We start from the raw sequence: 19,060 nt of genomic DNA on the forward strand, positions 1-19,060 counted from the left end.
TGCTCCGAGCAGGCGGTCGCGGCGACGCGGGCGGGTGACCGCGCCGCTCAGCAGTCCGGCTGGAACGGCCAGCACGTAGTCGGCTGGGTCGTTGTCGGCGCCGGGGTCGTCGTGCTGGTCTCCTCGGGTGTCGGATGGGAAGAATCGCGCGCCAACGAGGTCGCGACCACGCCGATCACCGCGAGCATCCCGACGACCGCCAGCGCGACAACCGCCCACCCGGCGTACGAATGCCGTTTCGTGGCAACCCCCGGCGTCGGCTCGACCCGTGGTTTGGGTGGGCGCGGTATGACACTCGGAGTCTCCTGCGGCACCTCTTCGAAACCGGCGGCGATCAGGTCCGCACGAGACGGCGCGAGCTCGGCGAGGCCGAGTGCGGTGCAGTCGCGGAGCACGCGGTCGGCCGTCCACTTCCGCGCCCCGGCCGAGAACCCTTCGAGATAGATGCGCAACTCGGTGGCATCGGCGACATTGCCGACGACGACATCGAGTCCGGGGCGCAGATTGGTGCGCGACGGACGCACCACCGCGCCGCGAAACGGCACGAGAACGACGGCACCGCAGACATGTCCCGGGTCGAGCAGCGCCCGCTCGAGCGTGGTCTTCACCGTGTGAATCCCGTGTTCCAGTCGATCGGAGGGGCGCCCGGCCGGCTCGTCGAGGTCCGCATCGGCGTCACTGATCTTCCACGGGCCCTCGGCGGCGATGCTGAGAATGCCGCTCTGCCTGCGACGAAAGCCCTTGACCTCCAGCACCGTCAACCCGCGCGGCGTCCAGACCACCGCGTCGATCCGCCGGTCGCCGACCCGCAGGTCGATCATGGCGAGGGCGGCCGAGGGGTAGGAGCGCAGACATTCGACGAATTCTTGTTCGGCCCCGGACAGCTGCGCCCCGGGCCTGACCCTCACCAGCATGTCGAGCTTGTCCGCCTCTCCGCATCATCAGGCCGTGCTGGATCAGCGCCACATAGCTGCGCTGCCGGGCCGCGGTCTGGAGCATGGCGAGCTCTGTGCGCCCCATCGAGGTACCCGTATCCGCACGAAATCGATCGTAACGGGGTAATCCCCAGGCTGCGCGGGCAATTCGGCAGCTGCCTGACCTGCGTGGCACTCGCCGGTCGCCGATGGCCATCGATCCGGGGCGTACTCGCCGGTAGGCTGACGGCTCGGCCCGGCGCCGCCCGGCCGCTCACCCCTCGTACCCGGAGGAGCCGACCGAGCATGGTTTCAGCGCTGCGACCACGCATTTCCCCTGGACGCCTGCGGGAGCTGGGTCCGATCAACTGGGTTGTCTGGCAGGTACTTTCCAAGGCCGCGGGCACCGACGACGCTCACCTGTTCAGCACGCTCGGCCGCACCAAGGGGCTGTTTCGCGGCTGGCTGCACTACTCCGGCAAACTCATGCCGGGCGGCAGGCTGCCCCGGCACGAGTCGGAGCTGGTCATTCTGCGCGTCGCGCACCTGCGTGCGTGCGAATACGAGATGGACCACCACATCCGGCTCGGCAAACGCGCCGGGGTGACGGCGGAGATCCTCGACCGCCTGCGCACCGGACCGGACGCGCCGGGCTGGACGGACAAACACCGTGCCCTGCTCGCCGCCGTCGACCAGCTGGTGCGGACCAGGGACCTGGACGACGCGCACTGGGCAGCGCTGGCCGAGCATTACGACGAGCGCAGCCTCATCGAGATCGTGCTGCTGGTCAACCAGTACGAGGGACTGGCCGCCACCATCACCGCCCTGCGCATCCAGCGCGACGGGGTATAGCGCACGCGCTCACCGCTTTTCGATGAGCGCGGCCAGACCGTCGAGGACCCGGGCGAGGCCGAACTCGAAGGCATGATCGGCGCTGTAGGCGGCGTCGTAAGCCATCCCGGCGGTCGCGCCGACGCGGGCGCCGACCGGGTATTGCCGCGGGTCGAAAACCTGCGCCAGCAGCGGCGCGACGCGCTCCCACCACTGCGGATCCGACATCGCGCTGTCCGCCGCGGCGCGGGCGGCGTCGATCGCGATGCGGGCCACCGAGGTGACGAAACCGAGGACGTAGGTGAGTGACGCGTCCATGGTGACGTCGTCGAGGCCGAGGCCCTCGAACGCGCGCAGTTCGTGGTCGTATTTGGCGGCCATGCCCGGCCCGAGCGGCGGGCGGGTGGTCGGCAGGTAGGCGACCCAGGGGTGGCGGGCCAGCATGGCGCGGTTGGCCACCGCGATGGCGGTGACCCGATCGCGCCACGGCAGGTCCGACAGGTCCTTACGCTCCATCTCGGCGTAGACCTTGTCCACCATCAGGTCGATCAGCTCGGCCTTGCCCGGCACGTAGGTGTAGGTGGCCATGGGGGTCAGGCCCAGTTCGGTGGCGACGGCGCGCATGGTGAGCGCGTCGATGCCCGCGGTGTCGGCGATCTCGATCGCGGCGGCGACCACGGCGTCCACGCTGCTGCGCTGTTTCGGGCCGCGTGTCGGCGTCTGGCTGCCCGCGACCCGCCACAACAACTCCAGCGTGCGGACGGGATCGCCCGCGCTGCTTCGGTCCTGTTTGCCGCGACGCGGTGTCGGCTCGGCGGACTTCTCGCCGGTGCGCTTTGCCGCGCTCTCACCGGTTTCTGTAGAACTCTCGCCGGTGCGCTCTGCAGAACTCTCGGCGGTGTGCTGCGTCGCCCTCTCGGCCCCCCGCTGCACCGAACCTTCGCTCGGGCGCGCAGTGCCCGGTGCGTCGGGTCGCTGTGTCGAGCCGTCGTCCACCCTGCCTCCTCGCGTGATCGGTTCGATCGTATCGGCGTGACGCAGGTCACAGTGCGGCCGCCCGGGAATTCTTATACAAAGTACAGCGTACTAAGTATAGAGTTAATCGACGCCGAGGAGGGCTCATGAATATCACCGCTTCCGCCATCTCGCTCAACGTTCCCGATCCGCAGGCCTCGGCGAAGTTCCTGATCGACCACCTCGGCTTCACCGAGAAGATGTCGGCCGACGGCTTCGTTTCGCTGGACCGGCCCGACGCGGGGCTGAACGTGATCTTCCTGCGCACCGGGCTGGCGAGCTTCAAGCCGAAGAGTGCGGCGGGCAGCGCGGGCGAGGGACTCCTTGTCGTGTTCGTAGTGGACGACATCGACGCCGAATACGCCCGGCTACAGGGCGAGGGCGTGCCGATCGTCACGCCGATCGAGACCGAGGAGTGGAACGAGCGCTACTTCCAGATGAGGGATCCGAACGGGATCATCGTGCAGCTCGTGCAGTGGGTGTGAGCGCGTAGCAGTGGGTTCCACCTTTGGAACCCGGCCTGGACGGACACTTTCGCCGAAAGTGTCCGTCCAGCACGGTCATCCGAGCGCGGCCCGGAACACCTCGACCGCAGGCGTGGACGCCCGGCCCAGCAGCTTCTGCAGATCACCGCTGTGCACATCGAGGATGCCGGTCGCGATGCCCGCGTCCGCATCGGCGAGGGTCTTCGCGTAGGCAGCGGGCAGTCCCGCCTGCTCGAGCACGGCGGCGTAGTCCGCCTCGGCCAGGTTCTCGTAGCGCACCGGCTTACCGGCCGCCGCCGAAATCACCTGGGCCAGCTCGGCATACGTGAGATGCTCGTCGCCGCCGAGCTCGTAGACCTGGTCGGCGTGCCCGTCGGTGGTGAGCACCTTCGCGGCCACCGCCGCGTAGTCGGCGCGCGCCGCGCCGGCCACCCGGCCGTCCCCCGCCGCGCCGTGCAGCACGCCGGACTCGACCGCGTGCGCGAGCCCGCCGAGGTAGTTCTCCCAGTACCAGCCGTTGCGCAGAATCACATGCGGGACAGTCGCTTCCGCGAGCACCGCCTCGGTGCCGATGTGCTCCTGCGCGAGGATCAGCGGGTTCTCCGTCGCGCGCGGAATGCTGGTGTAGGCGAGCAACTGCACGCCCGCGCGCTCGGCGGCGCGAATGACGTTGGTGTGCTGTGCCACTCGGGCGCCGAATTCATTACCGGAGACCAGCAGCACGCGATCGACCCCGGCGAGCGCCCGATCCAGCGATTCGGCGTCGTCGTAGCTCGCCTGGCGGACCTCGGCGCCCAGTTCGGCGAGGTCGGCGACCTTCTTCGGATCACGCGCGATCGCGACCACCGAGGTGGCGCCCTCGCGCAGCAAAGCCTGTACGGCGAGACGGCCCAGCTGTCCACTGGCACCGGTGACGGCAACGGTCATGACTACCTCCAAGAGTATGTACGGTTCGACAAGCACTAACTATTAGTAAGTACTATGCATTCATACACCACTTTGGTCGAGATGGGTACTATCGGAGGCATGAGTACGCAGCGCACATCGTCGCCAGATCTGGACGATCCGACGCTGGAAGCCGACGTTTTCGCGAAAGATTGCACGTCGCGGCCGGTGTTGCAGAATGTGACCAGCCGTTGGGGCATCCTCGCCCTGGTCGCGCTGCGCGACGGCTCGTACCGATTCAGCGCACTGCGCAGGCGCGTCGACGGCGTCAGCGAGCGGATGCTCTCGCAGACCCTGCAGGCGCTGGAACGCGACGGCATGGTGCACCGTGCGGTGCACGAAACCATTCCGCCGCGCGTCGAATACACGCTGACCGAGCTCGGTCGGCAGGTCGCCGAGCAGCTCCACTCGCTGATCCAGTTGGTGGAGCAGAGCATGCCGCAGGTCCGTGCCGCCCAGGAGACCTATCACCGGGACTGACCCGGTTACGCGCACCGGGAAGAGACCTGGATCACACACGGTTGAATAGCACCATGGAACTCGCCCAAGCAGTCGACTTCGCCCGCAAGCACCCCAGGTCGGTGCTCACCACGATCCGGCGCAACGGCCGCCCGCAGCAATCCAATGTGCTGCACGTGATCGGCGGCGACGGCCTCATTCGCATCTCCATCACCGCCGACCGGGCGAAGTACCACAACCTGGTTCGCGAACCATGGGCCGCGATTCACGTCAGCCGCGAGGACTTCTACGCCTACGCCGTGATCGAGGCCATCGCGTCGGTCACGCCGGTCGCCGAAGATCCGCACGACGCCACCGTGGAGGCGCTCGTCGACTACTATCGCGCCGCGAACGGTGAACACCCCGACTGGGACGACTACCGCCGAGCCATGGTCGCCGACCGTCGCGCCTTGGCCATCCTCACCCCGACGCACGCCTACGGCATGCTCTGATCAGCGTTTCAGCAGGTCCGAGACGGTGACGAAGGTGTAGCCCGCAGCACGGAGTTCGGTGACGATGCGCGGAATGGCGGCCAGCGCGGGCGCCGCGTACTCGTGCATGACGTGCAGCAGAATGATCGAGCCGGGGCGCACCTGCGCCACGGTGTCGGCGACGAGTTTGTCGGCGCTCGGCTTCCCACCGGAGTCGGGCTCGACGTCCCAGGTCACCGTGGTGCGGTCGTGGTCGGACAGGTATTTCGGCAGCGCCCACAGTTTCTTGCCATTGGGCGGGCGGAACGTAATGGGGCCCCGGTAACCGGTTTTCGCGATCTCGGCGTCCGTGCGTTCGACCTCGTCGCGGACGGCATCGGCGGAGACCAAGACCATCCGGCGATGGTTGTAGGTGTGGTTGCCGATCTCGTGGCCGGCCTCGGCGATCGCTCTGCCGTGCGCCGGATGGGCGGCCAGATCACGTCCGTTCAGATAGAACGTGGCCGTAACCTGGTTGTCCGCCAGCGTTTTCAACACCTCGGGCGCCTTATCGGTCGGGCCGTCGTCCAGCGTCAACGCGACCACCTTCTCGGTGGTGCCGACCCGATCCACCAGCCGCCCGGCTAACTGGTAGGTCCGCGAGTTCATCAGGTAATAGCCGCCGACCGCCGTCGCCAGCACGACGACGAGCACCAATGCAGCACCGATAAGCCACTTCCGCATCACTGCTGTCTAGCAGATCGGCCTGATGTCGGCGAACCGAGAGCAGGCCCCGCGGTACGAAAAACGGTGGCGCCCAGACCTTTCAGGTCCGGACGCCACCGTCGGCGATCAGCGGTCGATCAGAAGTTGATCATGTGGCCGGCGAGGCCGTGGAAGGCTTCCTGCAGCGCCTCGCTGAGCGTCGGGTGGGTGTGCACGTTGCGGGTGAGCTCGTTGATGGTGAGGTCCCACTTCTGCGCCAGGGTGAGCTCGGGCAGCAGCTCCGAGACGTCCGGGCCGATGAGGTGGCCGCCGAGCAACTCGCCGTACTTGCTGTCGGCGACCAGCTTGACGAAACCGGTCGGGTCGCCGAGGCCGTGCGCCTTGCCGTTCGCGGTGAACGGGAAGGTCGCGACCTTCACGTCGTAGCCCTCGTCGCGGGCCTGCTGCTCGGTCAGACCGAAGCTGGCGACCTGCGGCTGGCAGAAGGTGGCGCGCGGCATCATCCGGTAGTCGCCGAGGGTGACGGTGTCCGCGCCCGCGATGGTCTCGGCGGCGACCACACCCTGCGCCTCCGCGACGTGCGCGAGTTGCAGCTTCGCGGTCACGTCACCGATGGCGTAGATGTGCGACACGTTGGTGCGCATGTAGTCGTCGATCGCGATGGCGCCGCGGTCGGTGAGCTGCACGCCCGCCGCCTCCAGACCGTAGCCCTCGACGCGGGGCGCGAAGCCGACGGCCTGCAGCACCTTGTCGACGGTGACCGTCTCCACGTTGCCGGACTTGTTGTCCTTGATCGCGACGGTGACCTTCGAGCCGTCGTCGTCGATCGACTGCACGGCGGCACCCGTGCTGATGGTGATGCCGAGCTTCTTGTACTGCTTGGTGATCTCCTTGGAGACGTCGGCGTCCTCGTTCGGCAGCGCGCGATCCAGGAACTCGACGATGCGCACGTCGACGCCGTAGTTCTTCAGGACGTAGCCGAACTCCATGCCGATCGCGCCCGCGCCGACGATGAGGATCGAGCCGGGCAGGTCGCGGGTGAGGATCTGCTCCTCGTAGGTGACCACATTGTCGCTGAGCTGCGTGCCGGGCAGCAGCTTGGTGACGGTGCCGGTCGCGATGATCGCGTTGTCGAAGGTGACGGTCTCGGTGCCGCCCTTGGACAGCTCGACCGAGAGCGTGTTCGCGTCGGTGAAGGTGCCCTTGCCGTCGAACTCGTCGATCTTGTTCTTCTTCATCAGGAAGTGGACGCCCTTGACCCGGCCGTCGGCCACCTTGCGGCTGCGGTCGAACGCCACACCGAAGTCGAAGTTCACCTCGCCCGAGATCCCGAAGGTCCTGGCTTCCTTGGTGAAGATATGCGCCAGCTCTGCGTTACGCAGCAACGCCTTGGAAGGGATGCAGCCGACGTTCAGGCACACACCGCCCCAGTACTTTTGCTCGACGATCGCGGTACGGAGGCCTAACTGTGCCGCACGGATGGCGGCGACGTAACCGCCAGGACCGGCACCGAGAACGACAACGTCGTAATGGGAAGTCACGACACCGAGCCTAACTCTGTCGCCAGGAGTTGGCCCACCGGTCCCCCACAACAATGCGCCGTGGGCCACACCTGGGCGAAAGTTCGGTGTTCGCGCGGGCGATCGGGTAGAGAACCGGACATTTCGGCTCGCTACTGTATGGCCGTGGTGGCGAGTGGCTCGAGGCGTGTCGCGGCGCCTGTCGACGGCACCGCCTCGACGCACCTGATCCGGCTCGTCCGGGATACCGCCCGACGGGCCGGCGTCGGTGCGGACCGGCTCGCGGCGATCCACGGCATCGATGACGCGGTGCTCGCCGGGGAGCTCAATCGCATTCCGCTGAGCTCGCTGGTGCGGCTGTGGGAGCTGCTCGCCCAGCTCGGGCCGGAGCCGGGTGCCGGGCTCGCCGTGGTCGCCGCCGCGCCGCTCGGGACCTTGACCACCTGGGACTACCTCGTCACGAACGGGCCGACGCTGGCGGACGCGCTGCGGGCCGCGCAGCCGTACCACCGGTTGGTCACCGCGGCGGCCGAGGGTTTCGACCTCGCGCACGACGGCGATCTCACCGTCGGGTTCCGCACCACCGCGGGCGATCCGGCGGTGGCCGCCGTCATCAACGAGTACGTGCTCGCCTACTACCTGCGGCGCGCCCGCGAAGCCACCGGACGGCGGGTCGTCCCGGCCCGCGTCGCCTTCAGCCGCGCCGCACCGCGCAACCACGATGCACTGCTGGAAGCGTTCGGCACCCACCGCATCGAGTTCGACGCCCCGTCCGACACCATCAGCTTCACCGCCGCGGACGCCACCGCCACGCTGCCCCGCGCCGACCCGATGCTCGCGGACCTGCTGCGCAGCCACGCCGACCTGGTCCTGTCCACCGCCCGCGTGATCCCCGGCCCACTGGAGGCGTTCCGAGTCGCACTGGACGCCGCCCTCGCCGCCGGTGACGCGTCGCTGGCCACCGTCGCCCGCCGACTGGCGGTCAGCCCACGCACCCTGCAGCGGCAGCTCGCCGAGCACGGCACCACCTGGCGCGCCGAGTACGACCAGGTCCGCTACGAACAGGCGAAAACCCTGCTCGCCGAGGGAGATCTGACCACCTCCGCCATCGCCGACCGCCTCGGCTTCACCGACGACCGCGCCCTCCGCAAAGCCGTGCACCGCTGGACCGGAACCTCCCCGACCCACCTCCGGGCCAACTGACCTGCCAGACGTGTCGCGTTTGGACCGGCGCGTGGCGTTTCCGGACCTGGGGGTGCGGGGCTCGGGCTCATAGCGTTCTCGGTACCGGATCGAACGGTTCGGGGAACAGCGAAACAGAGGTAGCGAGATGAAGACTCAGACCACGCAGGGACCGGTCACCGACGGTGTACTGCCGCAGTTCTCGCGGGAGATCCAGTTGGCGGCACGTCCGGTCGGTGCGCCGACCGCACGGGATTTCGCCTTGGTGCGGCGGCCGATCGAGGCGCTGACCGACGGGCAAGTTCTGGTGCGCAACACCTGGATGTCGGTCGATCCCTACATGCGGGGACGGATGGACGATCGGCCGTCTTACATCGCACCGTTCGAATTGGGTGCGGCGCTGGAGGGTTCGGCGGTCGGCGAGGTGATCGCGTCGACGGCGGCGGGCGTTGCGGTGGGCAGCACCGTGTCGCACTTCGCGGGTTGGCGGGAGTACGCGGTGCTCGACGCGGCTGCGGTGACCCCGATCGACATCTCGCTCGCGGCGGCGCACCACTACCTCGGCGCGCTGGGCACCACCGGCCTCACCGCGTACGCCGCACTGACCGATGTGGCACCGGTGAAACCCGGTGACACCGTGTTCATTTCGGCCGCCGCGGGTGCGGTGGGCAGTGTGGCCGGGCAAGTCGCCAAGGCGCTCGGGGCAGCCAGGGTGATCGGGTCCGCAGGTGGTCCCGCCAAGGCCAGGCTGCTGCTTGACGAATTCGGCTTCGACGCCGCGATCGACTACCGGGCAGGCGATCTGGCCGGTCAGCTCGCCACGGCCGCGCCGGAGGGCATCGACGTCTACCTCGACAGTGTCGGCGGCGAACATCTGCGGGTCGCCGTCGAGGCCATGCGGCCGAAGGGGCGGATCGCTCTCGTCGGCGCGATCAGTGGCTACAACGGCGACACCGCCGAGCCAGGGCCCGACCTGTACAAGGCTGCGACGCGGGAGGTTTCGCTGCGCGGCATGCTGGTGAACAGCTACTTCCCGATCTTCGGCGAGTATATCGGCAAGGCAGCCGCCTGGCTGGCCGACGGGACGATCCGCACCACGGAGACGATCTACGAAGGCATCGAACAGGCCCCCGCCGCGTTCCTCGGCGTGCTCTCCGGCGCCAACACGGGCAAGATGCTGGTCCGTCTGGGGTGAGCAATTTGTCGCACCCCGTCGCGATAATGCACCGATGGTGACAGCTGACGACGTGCGGCGGATAGCGATGAGCCTGCCGCGAACAACCGAGGCACTGGTCCGCGACCGGGTCAAGTATCGGATCGGCCGGATCGTCTACCTCGCGCTGTCCGCCGACGAAACCCGCATGGGCTTCGCCTTTCCCAAGGCCGAACGGGCGGCACTGGTCGCCGCCGAGCCGGACAAGTTCATGATGCCGCGCCCGTCGGACGAGCGGTACAACTGGGTTCGGGTGCGGCTGGCCGCCATCGACGAGGCGGAGCTGACCGAGCTCGTCGTCGAGGCCTGGCGGATGTGCGTGCCCAAGCGGGTGGCGGCCGAACACCTCGGCTAGTCGCGCCACACCTGTGCGGCAACCCGGGAGAAGTTGCCGCCGAACACCGCCGCCCGATCGTCGGCGCTGAAGCCCCGCCGCGCCAGCACCTCGTCCAAGCCGGGCACCCGCTCGGTGCCGAGCAACTCCTCCGGCGGAACCCATTGCAGGGGACCCCATTTGGTGTATGCCTCCGGATACAGCTCCGGATGATCGGCGAGCATGCCGTTGAAGTCGTCGGCGTCGAACGAATAGTCCGAACCGATCCCGATGTGCTCGATGCCGACCAGCCGCACGCCGTACTCGACGTGATCGGCCATCGCCTCGACTCGGGCGGCACCGTCGCCAACGCCGTTGCGGCCCAAGAAGATACCCACACCGTTGATGCCGATCACGCCACCGGTGGCGGCACAGGCCTTCGCCTGGTCGTCGGTGATGTTGCGCGGGTGCGCCCACAGCGCGGCGAAATTGGAGTGGCTGTAGATCATCGGCATCTGGGTGTGGGTAGCCAGGTCCAGTCCGGTGCGCACCGAACAGTGCGAGCCGTCGACGAACATGCCGACCTCGTTGAGCGTGCGCACGAGGTCACGGCCGTAGGCGGTGAGCCCGGTGTCCTCGGTGTCGAGGCAGCCGCACCCCGCCGCATTGGCGCTGTTGTAGGTCGGCAGCATCGAGCGGACGCCGAACTCATGGAACAGCGCCACATTGTCCAGATCGCCGCCGAGCGGTCCGGAGTCCTCCAGATCGAAGGCGAGGGCGATTGTTTCCGGATCGCCGATGTCGGAGTGGCTGTGCACCAACCGGAATCGTCCGTCGGCGAGCGCGTCCGAACGGTATTGCCGGACCAGCTTCAGCGAATCCTCCGTCGTATGCGGCGAATACCCGACATTCACCGACAGATACGACCCGAGCGGATAGCGCGCAAGGTCCGCGATCCGCGCCGAAGGCACCAGTGGTAAACAGCAGTGCTGCTCCCAGAGAAACGGCGGCAAAGAAACCTCCCGGTCGGATCAGCCTCGAACTCGCAATCCTACTGAGCCGGCGCCGGGACCATCGTCAGGCGCGTGCGGTGTCGAACCCGTCTCGGACCGATATACCAAGGTCACGAATCCTTTTCGAGCGCGTTCACCGGTAACGCCGTGCCCGATTCGACCGATTCACGGAATAACTCTCGTTCTTACTGCCTGAAGGCGGTGCGGCATGCGTCGCATATTTCTGTTGTTCACCTCCGTCGCGACTCTCGTCGGCCTCTGGCTCATTCCAGGGACGGCCGCGGCAACTCCCTCCTACTGCGGATTGGTGTGGGGTTCGCTCGACAAGGCGAGCCCTCCGATGTCGACCGGCCCGGTCAACGGCGTTCGGTCCGGTCGGCACGAATGCTTCGATCGGCTCGTCATCGACCTCGCCGGTTCGGCGCCCGGCTATCACGTCGGCTACGTCGACCAGGTGACGATGGACGGGTCGGGCACTCCCGTACCGCTGCGTGGCGGGGCGTTCCTGAATGTGGTCGTCCGCGCGCCCGCGTACAACGAGGCGGGCCAACCCACCTATCAGCCGCAGAACCGCAGCGAGCTGGTGAATGTGGCGGGGTACCAGACCTTCCGTCAGGTGGCCTGGGCCGGCTCGTTCGAGGGGCAGACCACGATCGGTCTGGGTGTCCGCGCACGGCTGCCGATGCGGGTGTTCACCCTCGACGGACCGGGTAGCGGATCACGCGTCGTGGTGGATGTAGCGCACTTCTGGTAACCCCGGCGTCCTGGTCGGCCTCGCTCGGCAACAATGTGGGGATGAGTGGTGTTGAGCAGAATGTGACGGACCCCTACCTCTGGCTCGAAGAAGTGACCGATGAGCGGGCCCTCGACTGGGCGCGCGCACACAACAGTGTGGTCGTGGAGCGATTCGCCTCCTCGGACCGGTTCAGCGAGCTCGAACATCGCATTCTGGACATGCTCGACACCGACACCAAGATCGCGTACCCGGGCCGGCGCGGCAGCTGGCTCTACAACTTCTGGCGCGACGCCGAGCATCCGCGCGGGCTGTGGCGGCGCACCACGTTCGCCGAGTACGCCAAGGAATCGCCCGACTGGGACGTGCTGATCGACCTGGACGCGCTGGCCGCCGCCGAGGACGAGAACTGGGTGTGGGGCGGGGCCGCCGTGCTGCGCCCCGAGCAGTCGCGGACCCTGATCAGCCTGTCGCGCGGCGGCGCGGACGCGAAGGTGGTGCGCGAGTTCGACATGACCACCCGCACCTTCATCGATCCGGCCGACGGCGGGTTCTTTCTGCCCGAGGCGAAGTCCGAGATGCGCTGGATCGACATCGATTCGGTGTACGTCGGCACGGATTTCGGTCCCGGCTCGCTGACCGAGTCCGGCTACCCGCGCATCGCCAAGCGCTGGCAGCGCGGCACCGACCTGGCCGACGCGGTGACCGTCTTCGAGGGCGAGCCCGGTGATGTCGCGGTCTCGGCGGGCTACGACCGAACCCCCGGCTACGAGCGCCATTTCATCGGCCGTGCCACCGACTTCTTCAACGAAGAGGTCTACCTGCTGGAAAACGACGGCACGCTACGGCATCTGGATATTCCCTCCGATGCGAGCGAGTCCTGGTACAAGGATTGGCTGCTGGTCCGGCTGAAGTCGCCGTGGGAGGTGGACGGCACGGCCTACCCCGCGGGCGCGCTGCTGGCGATGAACTTCGAGAAGTTCCTCGCCGGTGGGCGGGAATTCGAGGTGATCTTCACCCCGGACCCGCACACCTCGCTGCACGGCTACGGCTGGACCGAGAACCATCTGCTGCTCATCACCCTCGAGGACGTGCAGACCAAGCTCTACGTGCTGACGCCGGGTACGGACGGCTGGCGCAAGGAGTCGCTGGCCGACACCCCGCCGATGGCCACCACCAGCGTGCTGAACCTGGACCCGCTCGAGGGCGGCGACGAATTCATGCTCACCACAAGTGGGTTCACGACCCCCGCCACGTTGCTGACCAGCTCGGTGGGCGGCGCCACCGAGCAGCTCAAGCAGGAGCCCGGCTTCTTCGACGCCGACGGCATCGAGACCGAGCAGTTCTTCGCGACCTCCGACGACGGAACGCAGGTGCCGTACTTCGTCATTCGCCATCGCGACCGCAGGGGAACCCCCGGCCCGACGGTGATGTCCGGGTACGGCGGTTTCGAGGTCTCCCGCACGCCCGCCTACAGCGGCGCGTCCGGGATGGGCTGGCTCGAGCGCGGCGGCACCTGGGTGATGACCAATATCCGCGGCGGCGGCGAGTACGGGCCGCAGTGGCACACCTCGGTGCAGAAGGCCAACCGGCACAAGGTGTACGAGGACTTCTCCGCGATCGCGAAAGACCTTGTCGCCCGCGGCATCACGACCGCAGAGCAGCTCGGCGCGGTGGGCGGCAGCAATGGCGGCCTGCTGATGGGGGTGATGCTGACCCGGTACCCGGAGCTGTTCGGCGCCATCGTCTGCCAGGTGCCGCTGCTGGACATGAAGCGCTATCACCTGCTGCTGGCGGGTGCCTCCTGGATCGCCGAGTACGGTGACCCGGACAAGCCGGAGGAGTGGGAGTACATCAGCAAGTACTCGCCGTATCAGAACGCGCGGGCCGATGTGGCCTACCCGCCGATCCTGCTCACCACGTCCACCAGGGACGACCGCGTGCATCCTGGGCATGCCCGCAAGATGGCCGCGCTGCTCGAGGAGCAGGGCCACGAGTTCTGGTACCACGAGAACATCGAGGGCGGGCACGGCGGCGCGGCGGACAACAAACAGTCGGCGTTCCAAGCGGGTCTGATCTACGAGTTCTTCACGCAGATGCTCATCGAGCGGCGCGGATAACGGTCGATTCCCGGGACCCGGGCCTACGGTGGGGGCTGATGTCTACGTCGTAGACCCGGGTTCGAGAGGAGAGCTGTTCGTGGATTCCGACAACGCCGTCGAGGTGCCGCGCGCGCGGCGCGCGCGCACCCGGCGCACAAGCCCGGCACCCACGACGCGCACCACGTTGAACCGCGACCATATCGCCGCGGTCGCACTGCACCTCATCGACCGCACCGGTGTCGACGGATTCTCGATGCGCAAACTCGGCACCGCGCTCGGCGCCGACCCGATGGCCGCCTACCGGCACTTCACCGATCAGCAGGAGCTGTTCGACGCCATCGCCGACACCATGTTCGCCGAGCTCGACATGGAGTCCCTGCCGTGGCAGGAGCCGTGGCGCGATCTGATGCGCGCCTACGCGCACCGGCTGCGGTCCACGCTGCGCAGGCATCCGAACGCGGTGCCGGTCTTCGCGACGCGTCCGGTGCGCAGCGACCTGGCCATCGAGACCGGCAGCTGGATGGTGGAACACCTACAGGGCGCGGGCTTTTCGGCGTCCATCGCGCGCCAGCTGACCCGCTGCCTGCGCGAATACACGATCGGCCACATCCTCAGCCACACCATCGCCACGGTCGCCGCACGCACCGAGGAGCAACCGGAGCCCGCGGCCGACCACTTCGACGTCGGCCTGGACGCCATGCTCGACGGGTTCGGCCGCCACCGCGAGGTCGGCCGCAGGCCCGGCTAACGATCGCGCAGCCACTTCTCGATCTGATCGATGGTCGTGACGTTCTCGCGGATCCAGCCGTTGTGCCCCAACGACTCCGGCTGATGCCAGGTGGTCACCTCCGCCTTGGGCAGCTTGGCCAGCAGGTGTTCGGCCGAGCCCGGCGGGGTGAGGTCGTCGCCGGTGACGGTGATGGACAGCACCGGCAGCTTCAGCCGGGAGATCCGCTCCTCGTAGTCGATGTCCGCGCCGACCGGCTGGAACCGGCCGGTGCGGGCCAGCCGCGCCCAGTCCGCGATCAGCACCTTGGACTGGCGGCCGAAGCCGCCCGCGGGGATCCGGTCCCCCGGCCAGAAGCCGGCCAGGTTGGCGGTGAGCGAGGCGGCCGCCGTGCCGACCAGGATGCCGGGACTCGAAAGTCCCGGGTAGCCACGGTAATACGGCGTTCCGGAGGCGACCAGGATCAGCCCGCCGAGCCTGCCGCGGATCCGCGCGGCGTACATGACGGCGAACTGCCCGCCCATGCTGTGCCCGAGCAGATACGGCGTGCTGGCCGGGAACCGGTCGCGCACCACCTGGAAGATCGCCGGGAAGTCGACCGACACCAGCTCGTGGTAGCCATACGTGCTGGCGGCGCTCGGCTTCGGCGTGCTGTCGCCGTTGCCGCGCAGCTCGCCGATCGCCATGTCGAAGCCGCGCGCCGCCAGTTTCGCGGCGAACGGCTCGTAGTACCCGCCGGGCACGCCGAGCCCGGGCACGATCACCAGCACCGGGCGCGGCGCATCCGGGGTGACCGGATGTCGATGCGCGCCGGCGGCCGGGATCAGCCGCACCGGAACCGTACTGCCGTCCGGCATTTGGATCGGAACCGTCTCCATCCCGCGCACGCTACCGGCCCCGTTGCCGCCGCGCCTCGGCTGCTCGGCGCTCAGGCGCCGACCGCCCCCATGATCACCCTGCTCAACACCCGGATCACGTCGTCGAGCGGCGGGCGCGGGTCCGCGCCGCTCCACGAATCCACCACGTAATTGACCGCGCCGATGATGGCGAGTACCCGCATCTCGTAGTCGCCGGTCGGGATCTCGCCGTGCATGGCCGCGTCCTCCGCGGCACCCGCCAGCAGCGAACCCCACACCCGGCGCAGTTCGAGCCGGAACTTCTCCACCTTCGGGCCGGCACCGACCACCTCGACCAGTGCGACGCGCGCCTTGCGCGGGTCCGACCCGATGGACTCGACGTACGCCCGGACGGACGCGTCGATGATCTCGAGCGCACTCGCGTCGGCCTTGCTCTCCAATGACTTGGCGACCGCGTCGCGCGACTCGCGATCGATCTGCTCGTAGAGCTCGAGTAGTAGCGACTCGCGCCCGGTGAACTCCTCGTAGAACTGTCGCGAGGAGAGTCCGGCGTCCTTACAGATGGCGCCGACCGAACTATTGGCGTAACCGTCGCGCGCGAAGACCGTCAGGCCCGATTCCAGAAAACGCGCACGCCGCTGACGTTGCCGGTCCTCGACGGGTTGCCCGGCATACATTCGACCCGTATTCGCATCCTGTGACATTGGGCCAGACAATACAGAAGGCCAAGAAGCACTCGACATGGATCGGGCCCTTGGTATCAACCCGCAACTGACCAGGCGTTTGCCGAAAGTTGGCAGGGTGGTTACCGACTCGGCGCGCACTCATCGAACCCCTTGCGAGCAGTACGGAATCCCGCTTCGCAGCCACGCTTTAAGGCGGGTAAGGTCGGCCGGAACGGTAAATCGCGCGGGCAACGTTCTTGTCACTGAATGTTTGCCGACCCAGTCGATACTGCGGCGTCGAGCGGGCAGCGGACGATTTTGACGGGAATTCGTAGAATTATTCTTTTTCCGAACTGGTCCGCTGGTTATGCCTGATTCGTCCTGTCCGCCAGGCTACTTCGCGAAGTTCCGGTACTCGGCGAATAGCGCGCCGAATAGTTCGAGGTGGACGCACCGCCCCCGTCGCCTCGGCCCCCGGCAACGGTGCCGCATTAGGGTGAATCGCATGCTGACTGCGTTGCTGTACGGGCTCGGCACCGCCGTGCCCCTGGTGATCGGCGCCGCGATCGGTCTGCGGTGGACCTTGCCGAAGCCCTTGCTCGCGTCGTTGATGGCGTTCGGTGCGGGCACCATGATCGCCGCGGTATCCAACGAGCTCTTCGAGCCCGCCTTCCACCAGGCGGGTGCGCTGATCGCGGCCGTGGCGCTGTTCGGCGGAGCAGGGGTGTACGTGGTGGCCAACCATCTGATCGAAAACAAGTTGGGCGCCAAGGCTATTGGGTGGGCGCTACTGCTCGGCACGGTACTGGACGGCATTCCGGAGAACACCGCACTCGGCGTCACCCTCGCCGGTGGCGGTGGGCTGGCGCTGCTGGTCGCCGTCGCGGTGGGCAATGTGCCGGAGGCGATCAGCGGGGCCGCCCTGATGCGCGACAAGCACGGCGTCCAGCACCTCGGCCCGCTATGGCTCTGGGCGGCAACGGGTTCGGCGCTCGTGGTGGTTACCGTGTTGGGTAATGCGTTGTCGGACAACCTTTCCCAGACAAGTATCAGTACCGTGCAAGCGTTCGCGGGCGGTGCGACCCTCGCGGTACTCGCGGATTCGCTGATGCCCGAGGCCTATCGCGAAGGTGGCTGGTGGGTCGGAATGGCCACCGCCGCAGGGTTTCTCGTAGCGTTCCTGCTGGGCTGACGCAGCTGATCCGGTCGCATACGACGCCGAACCCCCGCCTACTTCTCGCCGATGGCCGAAGTTTCCGGGCGGACGGAGTCGAAAAGATCTGCGCACCGGGTCAATAAGTCCTGCAGCGTCGCGCGTTCGGCGTCGGTGAACCCGGCCGCCACCGCCCGCTCCACCCGGACCGCCCTGGCGTCGGCATCCCGCATGACGGCGGCGCCCGCTGCGGTGAGGCGGGTTTCCAGGATGTTCTTGTGCCAGGCGTGCGGGGTGCGCTCGATGAGCCCGCGGTCCTGCAGGTTGGTCAGCACCGTGTTCATCGTCGGCGGGGTCACGCCGCACAGCCGGGCCAGCGCGGCGGCCGAGATGCCGGGGTTCTCATCGAGGAACAGCAGTGCGGCGTACTGCGCGACGGTGACGCCCGCGGGCTTCAGCGCGGCATGCTTCGCCGTTTGCAGCGCCTGCTCGGCGCGCTTGACGTAGGAGCCGAGGCGCTCGGCGGAGGGCAGGGACGTCATGACCGCATGGTATCTGCCCGTCTCCGCATAAGTATCTTGACGATGATTAGAGCTCTAATCTATCTTCGTGTTCATTCTTAGATGTGAGCACATCTGAGTAGTAGATTTGATGAGAGGGCAACCATGTCCCACGCAACGCGCCGCCGCATGGCAACCATCGCCATCGCGGCGTCCTGCACCGCCGCGGCCTGCGGTACCAGCGAAAACCCCGAGCAGCCCGCCGCGCCGCCCGCGCGGATCACCGCGGCCTACGCGCTACCGAGCGACCGTGCCTACCCCGAGGGCATCGCCGCCGATCCGCGCACCGGCGACACCTACGTCGGCTCGTACAGCACCGGGGCCGTCTACCGGGCCGCGCCCGGAAGCAAGCAGGCCGAGATCTTCCTGCCCGAAGGCGCCGACGGCCGCAAGACCGCCAATGGCCTGAAGGTCGACCAGGCGGGACGGCTGTGGGTCACCGACTCGACCGCCGGAGTCGCCGTGTACGACACCGCGTCCCGCGCCCTGATCGCCCGCTTCGACGCGCCGGGTCCGGCGGCGCGCTTCGTCAACGACCTCGCCATCACCCCCGACGGCACCGCTTACCTGACCGACTCGGTGCGCGGCGTCGTCTACCGCATCACCGCAGACGAGGTCGCCCGGACCGCCGCACACGGCGGACGGGCCGACATGACAACACAATTCGATCTGAGCCCGGTCCTCGCGCCGCGCGCACCCGACGGCTTCAGCCTGAACGGCATCGTGGTCGACGCCGGTGGCCGCTACTTGCTGGTCGTCGACATGGTCACGGGTGAGCTGTTCCGCATCGCCCTCGCGCCGGACTCGGCGGACCCGATCCGCAAGGTCGCGCTGCACGGTGGCACCCTGATCCACGGCGACGGACTCGAATTGCATGACAACACCCTGTGGGTCGTGCAGAACACCGACAATGCCATCGCCCGCTGGACCGTGACCGACGACGGCGCGACCGCGACCCTGGACCGGCGCATCACCGACGCCGCCCTGAGCATCCCCACCACCCTGGTCCGCACCGGCAACGAACTCCTGGTCGTCGCTTCGCAATTCGACAAGGGCGGCCCGATGGGGCCCGGCACCCCGCAGCCGTTCGCCGTGCTCGCCGTCGACGGGGTCTGACCCGCAACAAAGATAGGTTAGCCTAGCCTGTACAGTCGTCTCCGAAGCAAGCGGAAGGGACTCCGCAGACGCCGGAAGCCGGT

Annotated in this window: 21 protein-coding genes; 12 read left to right on the forward strand and 9 right to left on the reverse strand. The window is 67.8% G+C overall.

Going from position 1 to position 19,060, the window contains the following annotated elements:
- Positions 1 to 47: 47 nt before the first annotated feature.
- On the reverse strand, positions 48 to 914 hold the full coding sequence (locus ACIHA7_RS06400) for an NERD domain-containing protein (RefSeq protein WP_397286133.1): 867 nt from the start codon (positions 912 to 914) through the stop codon (positions 48 to 50).
- Between the two features lie 318 nt (positions 915 to 1,232).
- Here ACIHA7_RS06400 and ACIHA7_RS06405 point away from each other — a divergent pair, with 318 nt between their 5' ends.
- Positions 1,233 to 1,766, forward strand: a complete 534-nt coding sequence (locus ACIHA7_RS06405) for a carboxymuconolactone decarboxylase family protein (protein WP_397286551.1) — start codon at positions 1,233 to 1,235, stop codon at positions 1,764 to 1,766.
- A gap of 9 nt (positions 1,767 to 1,775) precedes the next feature.
- On the opposite strand, the gene ACIHA7_RS06410 is transcribed toward ACIHA7_RS06405, so the two are convergent.
- Positions 1,776 to 2,498, reverse strand: coding sequence for a TetR/AcrR family transcriptional regulator (locus ACIHA7_RS06410; protein ID WP_397286553.1), 723 nt, complete (start codon positions 2,496 to 2,498; stop codon positions 1,776 to 1,778).
- Positions 2,499 to 2,866: 368 nt separating this feature from the next.
- On the opposite strand from ACIHA7_RS06410, the gene ACIHA7_RS06415 reads away from it, so the two are divergent.
- Positions 2,867 to 3,244: a VOC family protein gene (locus ACIHA7_RS06415; protein WP_397286135.1), complete on the forward strand. Its 378-nt coding sequence runs from the start codon at positions 2,867 to 2,869 to the stop codon at positions 3,242 to 3,244.
- A 75-nt stretch (positions 3,245 to 3,319) separates the two neighbouring features.
- Here ACIHA7_RS06415 and ACIHA7_RS06420 read toward each other — a convergent pair whose 3' ends face one another.
- Positions 3,320 to 4,171: an SDR family oxidoreductase gene (locus ACIHA7_RS06420; protein ID WP_397286137.1), complete on the reverse strand. Its 852-nt coding sequence runs from the start codon at positions 4,169 to 4,171 to the stop codon at positions 3,320 to 3,322.
- Positions 4,172 to 4,270: 99 nt separating this feature from the next.
- On the opposite strand from ACIHA7_RS06420, the gene ACIHA7_RS06425 reads away from it, so the two are divergent.
- Together ACIHA7_RS06425 and ACIHA7_RS06430 are read left to right on the forward strand one after the other, a co-directional pair.
- On the forward strand, positions 4,271 to 4,669 hold the full coding sequence (locus ACIHA7_RS06425) for a winged helix-turn-helix transcriptional regulator (RefSeq protein ID WP_397286139.1): 399 nt from the start codon (positions 4,271 to 4,273) through the stop codon (positions 4,667 to 4,669).
- Between the two features lie 53 nt (positions 4,670 to 4,722).
- A complete protein-coding gene (locus tag ACIHA7_RS06430; RefSeq protein ID WP_397286141.1) occupies positions 4,723 to 5,139 on the forward strand; it encodes a PPOX class F420-dependent oxidoreductase in 417 nt (138 codons plus the stop codon).
- On the opposite strand, the gene ACIHA7_RS06435 is transcribed toward ACIHA7_RS06430, so the two are convergent.
- Complete coding sequence (locus ACIHA7_RS06435; RefSeq protein WP_397286143.1) at positions 5,140 to 5,841, reverse strand: polysaccharide deacetylase family protein; 702 nt, start codon at positions 5,839 to 5,841, stop codon at positions 5,140 to 5,142. It abuts the gene before it with no gap.
- Positions 5,842 to 5,960: 119 nt separating this feature from the next.
- Positions 5,961 to 7,364 (reverse strand): dihydrolipoyl dehydrogenase, encoded by a 1,404-nt coding sequence (gene lpdA / locus ACIHA7_RS06440; protein WP_397286145.1) that lies wholly within the window; start codon positions 7,362 to 7,364, stop codon positions 5,961 to 5,963.
- Positions 7,365 to 7,508: 144 nt separating this feature from the next.
- Here lpdA and ACIHA7_RS06445 point away from each other — a divergent pair, with 144 nt between their 5' ends.
- The 3 genes from ACIHA7_RS06445 (at position 7,509) to ACIHA7_RS06455 (ending at position 10,093) form a co-directional block, all read left to right on the forward strand.
- Positions 7,509 to 8,546 carry an AraC family transcriptional regulator ligand-binding domain-containing protein gene (locus tag ACIHA7_RS06445; RefSeq protein ID WP_397286147.1) on the forward strand — a complete coding sequence of 346 codons (1,038 nt, stop codon included), beginning with the start codon at positions 7,509 to 7,511 and terminating at the stop codon, positions 8,544 to 8,546.
- 127 nt (positions 8,547 to 8,673) lie between these two features.
- A complete protein-coding gene (locus ACIHA7_RS06450; RefSeq protein WP_397286149.1) occupies positions 8,674 to 9,720 on the forward strand; it encodes an NADP-dependent oxidoreductase in 1,047 nt (348 codons plus the stop codon).
- Between the two features lie 34 nt (positions 9,721 to 9,754).
- Positions 9,755 to 10,093 (forward strand): MmcQ/YjbR family DNA-binding protein, encoded by a 339-nt coding sequence (locus tag ACIHA7_RS06455; protein WP_194832088.1) that lies wholly within the window; start codon positions 9,755 to 9,757, stop codon positions 10,091 to 10,093.
- Here the strand turns inward: ACIHA7_RS06455 and ACIHA7_RS06460 are convergent.
- Positions 10,090 to 11,064 (reverse strand): dipeptidase, encoded by a 975-nt coding sequence (locus tag ACIHA7_RS06460; RefSeq protein ID WP_397286152.1) that lies wholly within the window; start codon positions 11,062 to 11,064, stop codon positions 10,090 to 10,092. The genes ACIHA7_RS06455 and ACIHA7_RS06460 overlap by 4 nt on opposite strands.
- A 208-nt stretch (positions 11,065 to 11,272) precedes the next feature.
- Here ACIHA7_RS06460 and ACIHA7_RS06465 point away from each other — a divergent pair, with 208 nt between their 5' ends.
- The 3 genes from ACIHA7_RS06465 (at position 11,273) to ACIHA7_RS06475 (ending at position 14,647) form a co-directional block, all read left to right on the forward strand.
- Entirely contained in the window at positions 11,273 to 11,818 is a 546-nt protein-coding gene (locus ACIHA7_RS06465; protein WP_397286154.1) for a hypothetical protein, read from the forward strand.
- A 41-nt stretch (positions 11,819 to 11,859) separates the two neighbouring features.
- Positions 11,860 to 13,917 carry a prolyl oligopeptidase family protein gene (locus ACIHA7_RS06470; RefSeq protein ID WP_397286156.1) on the forward strand — a complete coding sequence of 686 codons (2,058 nt, stop codon included), beginning with the start codon at positions 11,860 to 11,862 and terminating at the stop codon, positions 13,915 to 13,917.
- Positions 13,918 to 13,996: 79 nt separating this feature from the next.
- Positions 13,997 to 14,647, forward strand: coding sequence for a TetR/AcrR family transcriptional regulator C-terminal domain-containing protein (locus ACIHA7_RS06475; RefSeq protein ID WP_397286158.1), 651 nt, complete (start codon positions 13,997 to 13,999; stop codon positions 14,645 to 14,647).
- On the opposite strand, the gene ACIHA7_RS06480 is transcribed toward ACIHA7_RS06475, so the two are convergent.
- Positions 14,644 to 15,504 (reverse strand): alpha/beta fold hydrolase, encoded by an 861-nt coding sequence (locus tag ACIHA7_RS06480; RefSeq protein WP_397286160.1) that lies wholly within the window; start codon positions 15,502 to 15,504, stop codon positions 14,644 to 14,646. The genes ACIHA7_RS06475 and ACIHA7_RS06480 overlap by 4 nt on opposite strands.
- 50 nt (positions 15,505 to 15,554) lie before the next feature.
- Entirely contained in the window at positions 15,555 to 16,187 is a 633-nt protein-coding gene (locus tag ACIHA7_RS06485; protein WP_228540259.1) for a TetR/AcrR family transcriptional regulator, read from the reverse strand.
- Positions 16,188 to 16,653: 466 nt separating this feature from the next.
- On the opposite strand from ACIHA7_RS06485, the gene ACIHA7_RS06490 reads away from it, so the two are divergent.
- Positions 16,654 to 17,340, forward strand: coding sequence for a ZIP family metal transporter (locus ACIHA7_RS06490; RefSeq protein ID WP_397286163.1), 687 nt, complete (start codon positions 16,654 to 16,656; stop codon positions 17,338 to 17,340).
- Between the two features lie 38 nt (positions 17,341 to 17,378).
- On the opposite strand, the gene ACIHA7_RS06495 is transcribed toward ACIHA7_RS06490, so the two are convergent.
- A complete protein-coding gene (locus tag ACIHA7_RS06495) occupies positions 17,379 to 17,843 on the reverse strand; it encodes a MarR family winged helix-turn-helix transcriptional regulator (RefSeq protein ID WP_397286165.1) in 465 nt (154 codons plus the stop codon).
- Positions 17,844 to 17,966: 123 nt separating this feature from the next.
- On the opposite strand from ACIHA7_RS06495, the gene ACIHA7_RS06500 reads away from it, so the two are divergent.
- On the forward strand, positions 17,967 to 18,977 hold the full coding sequence (locus tag ACIHA7_RS06500; protein ID WP_397286167.1) for an SMP-30/gluconolactonase/LRE family protein: 1,011 nt from the start codon (positions 17,967 to 17,969) through the stop codon (positions 18,975 to 18,977).
- The last annotated feature ends 83 nt before the right edge of the window (positions 18,978 to 19,060 follow it).

This window comes from Nocardia sp. NPDC052316 (assembly GCF_044547795.1).
GTDB lineage: Bacteria > Actinomycetota > Actinomycetes > Mycobacteriales > Mycobacteriaceae > Nocardia.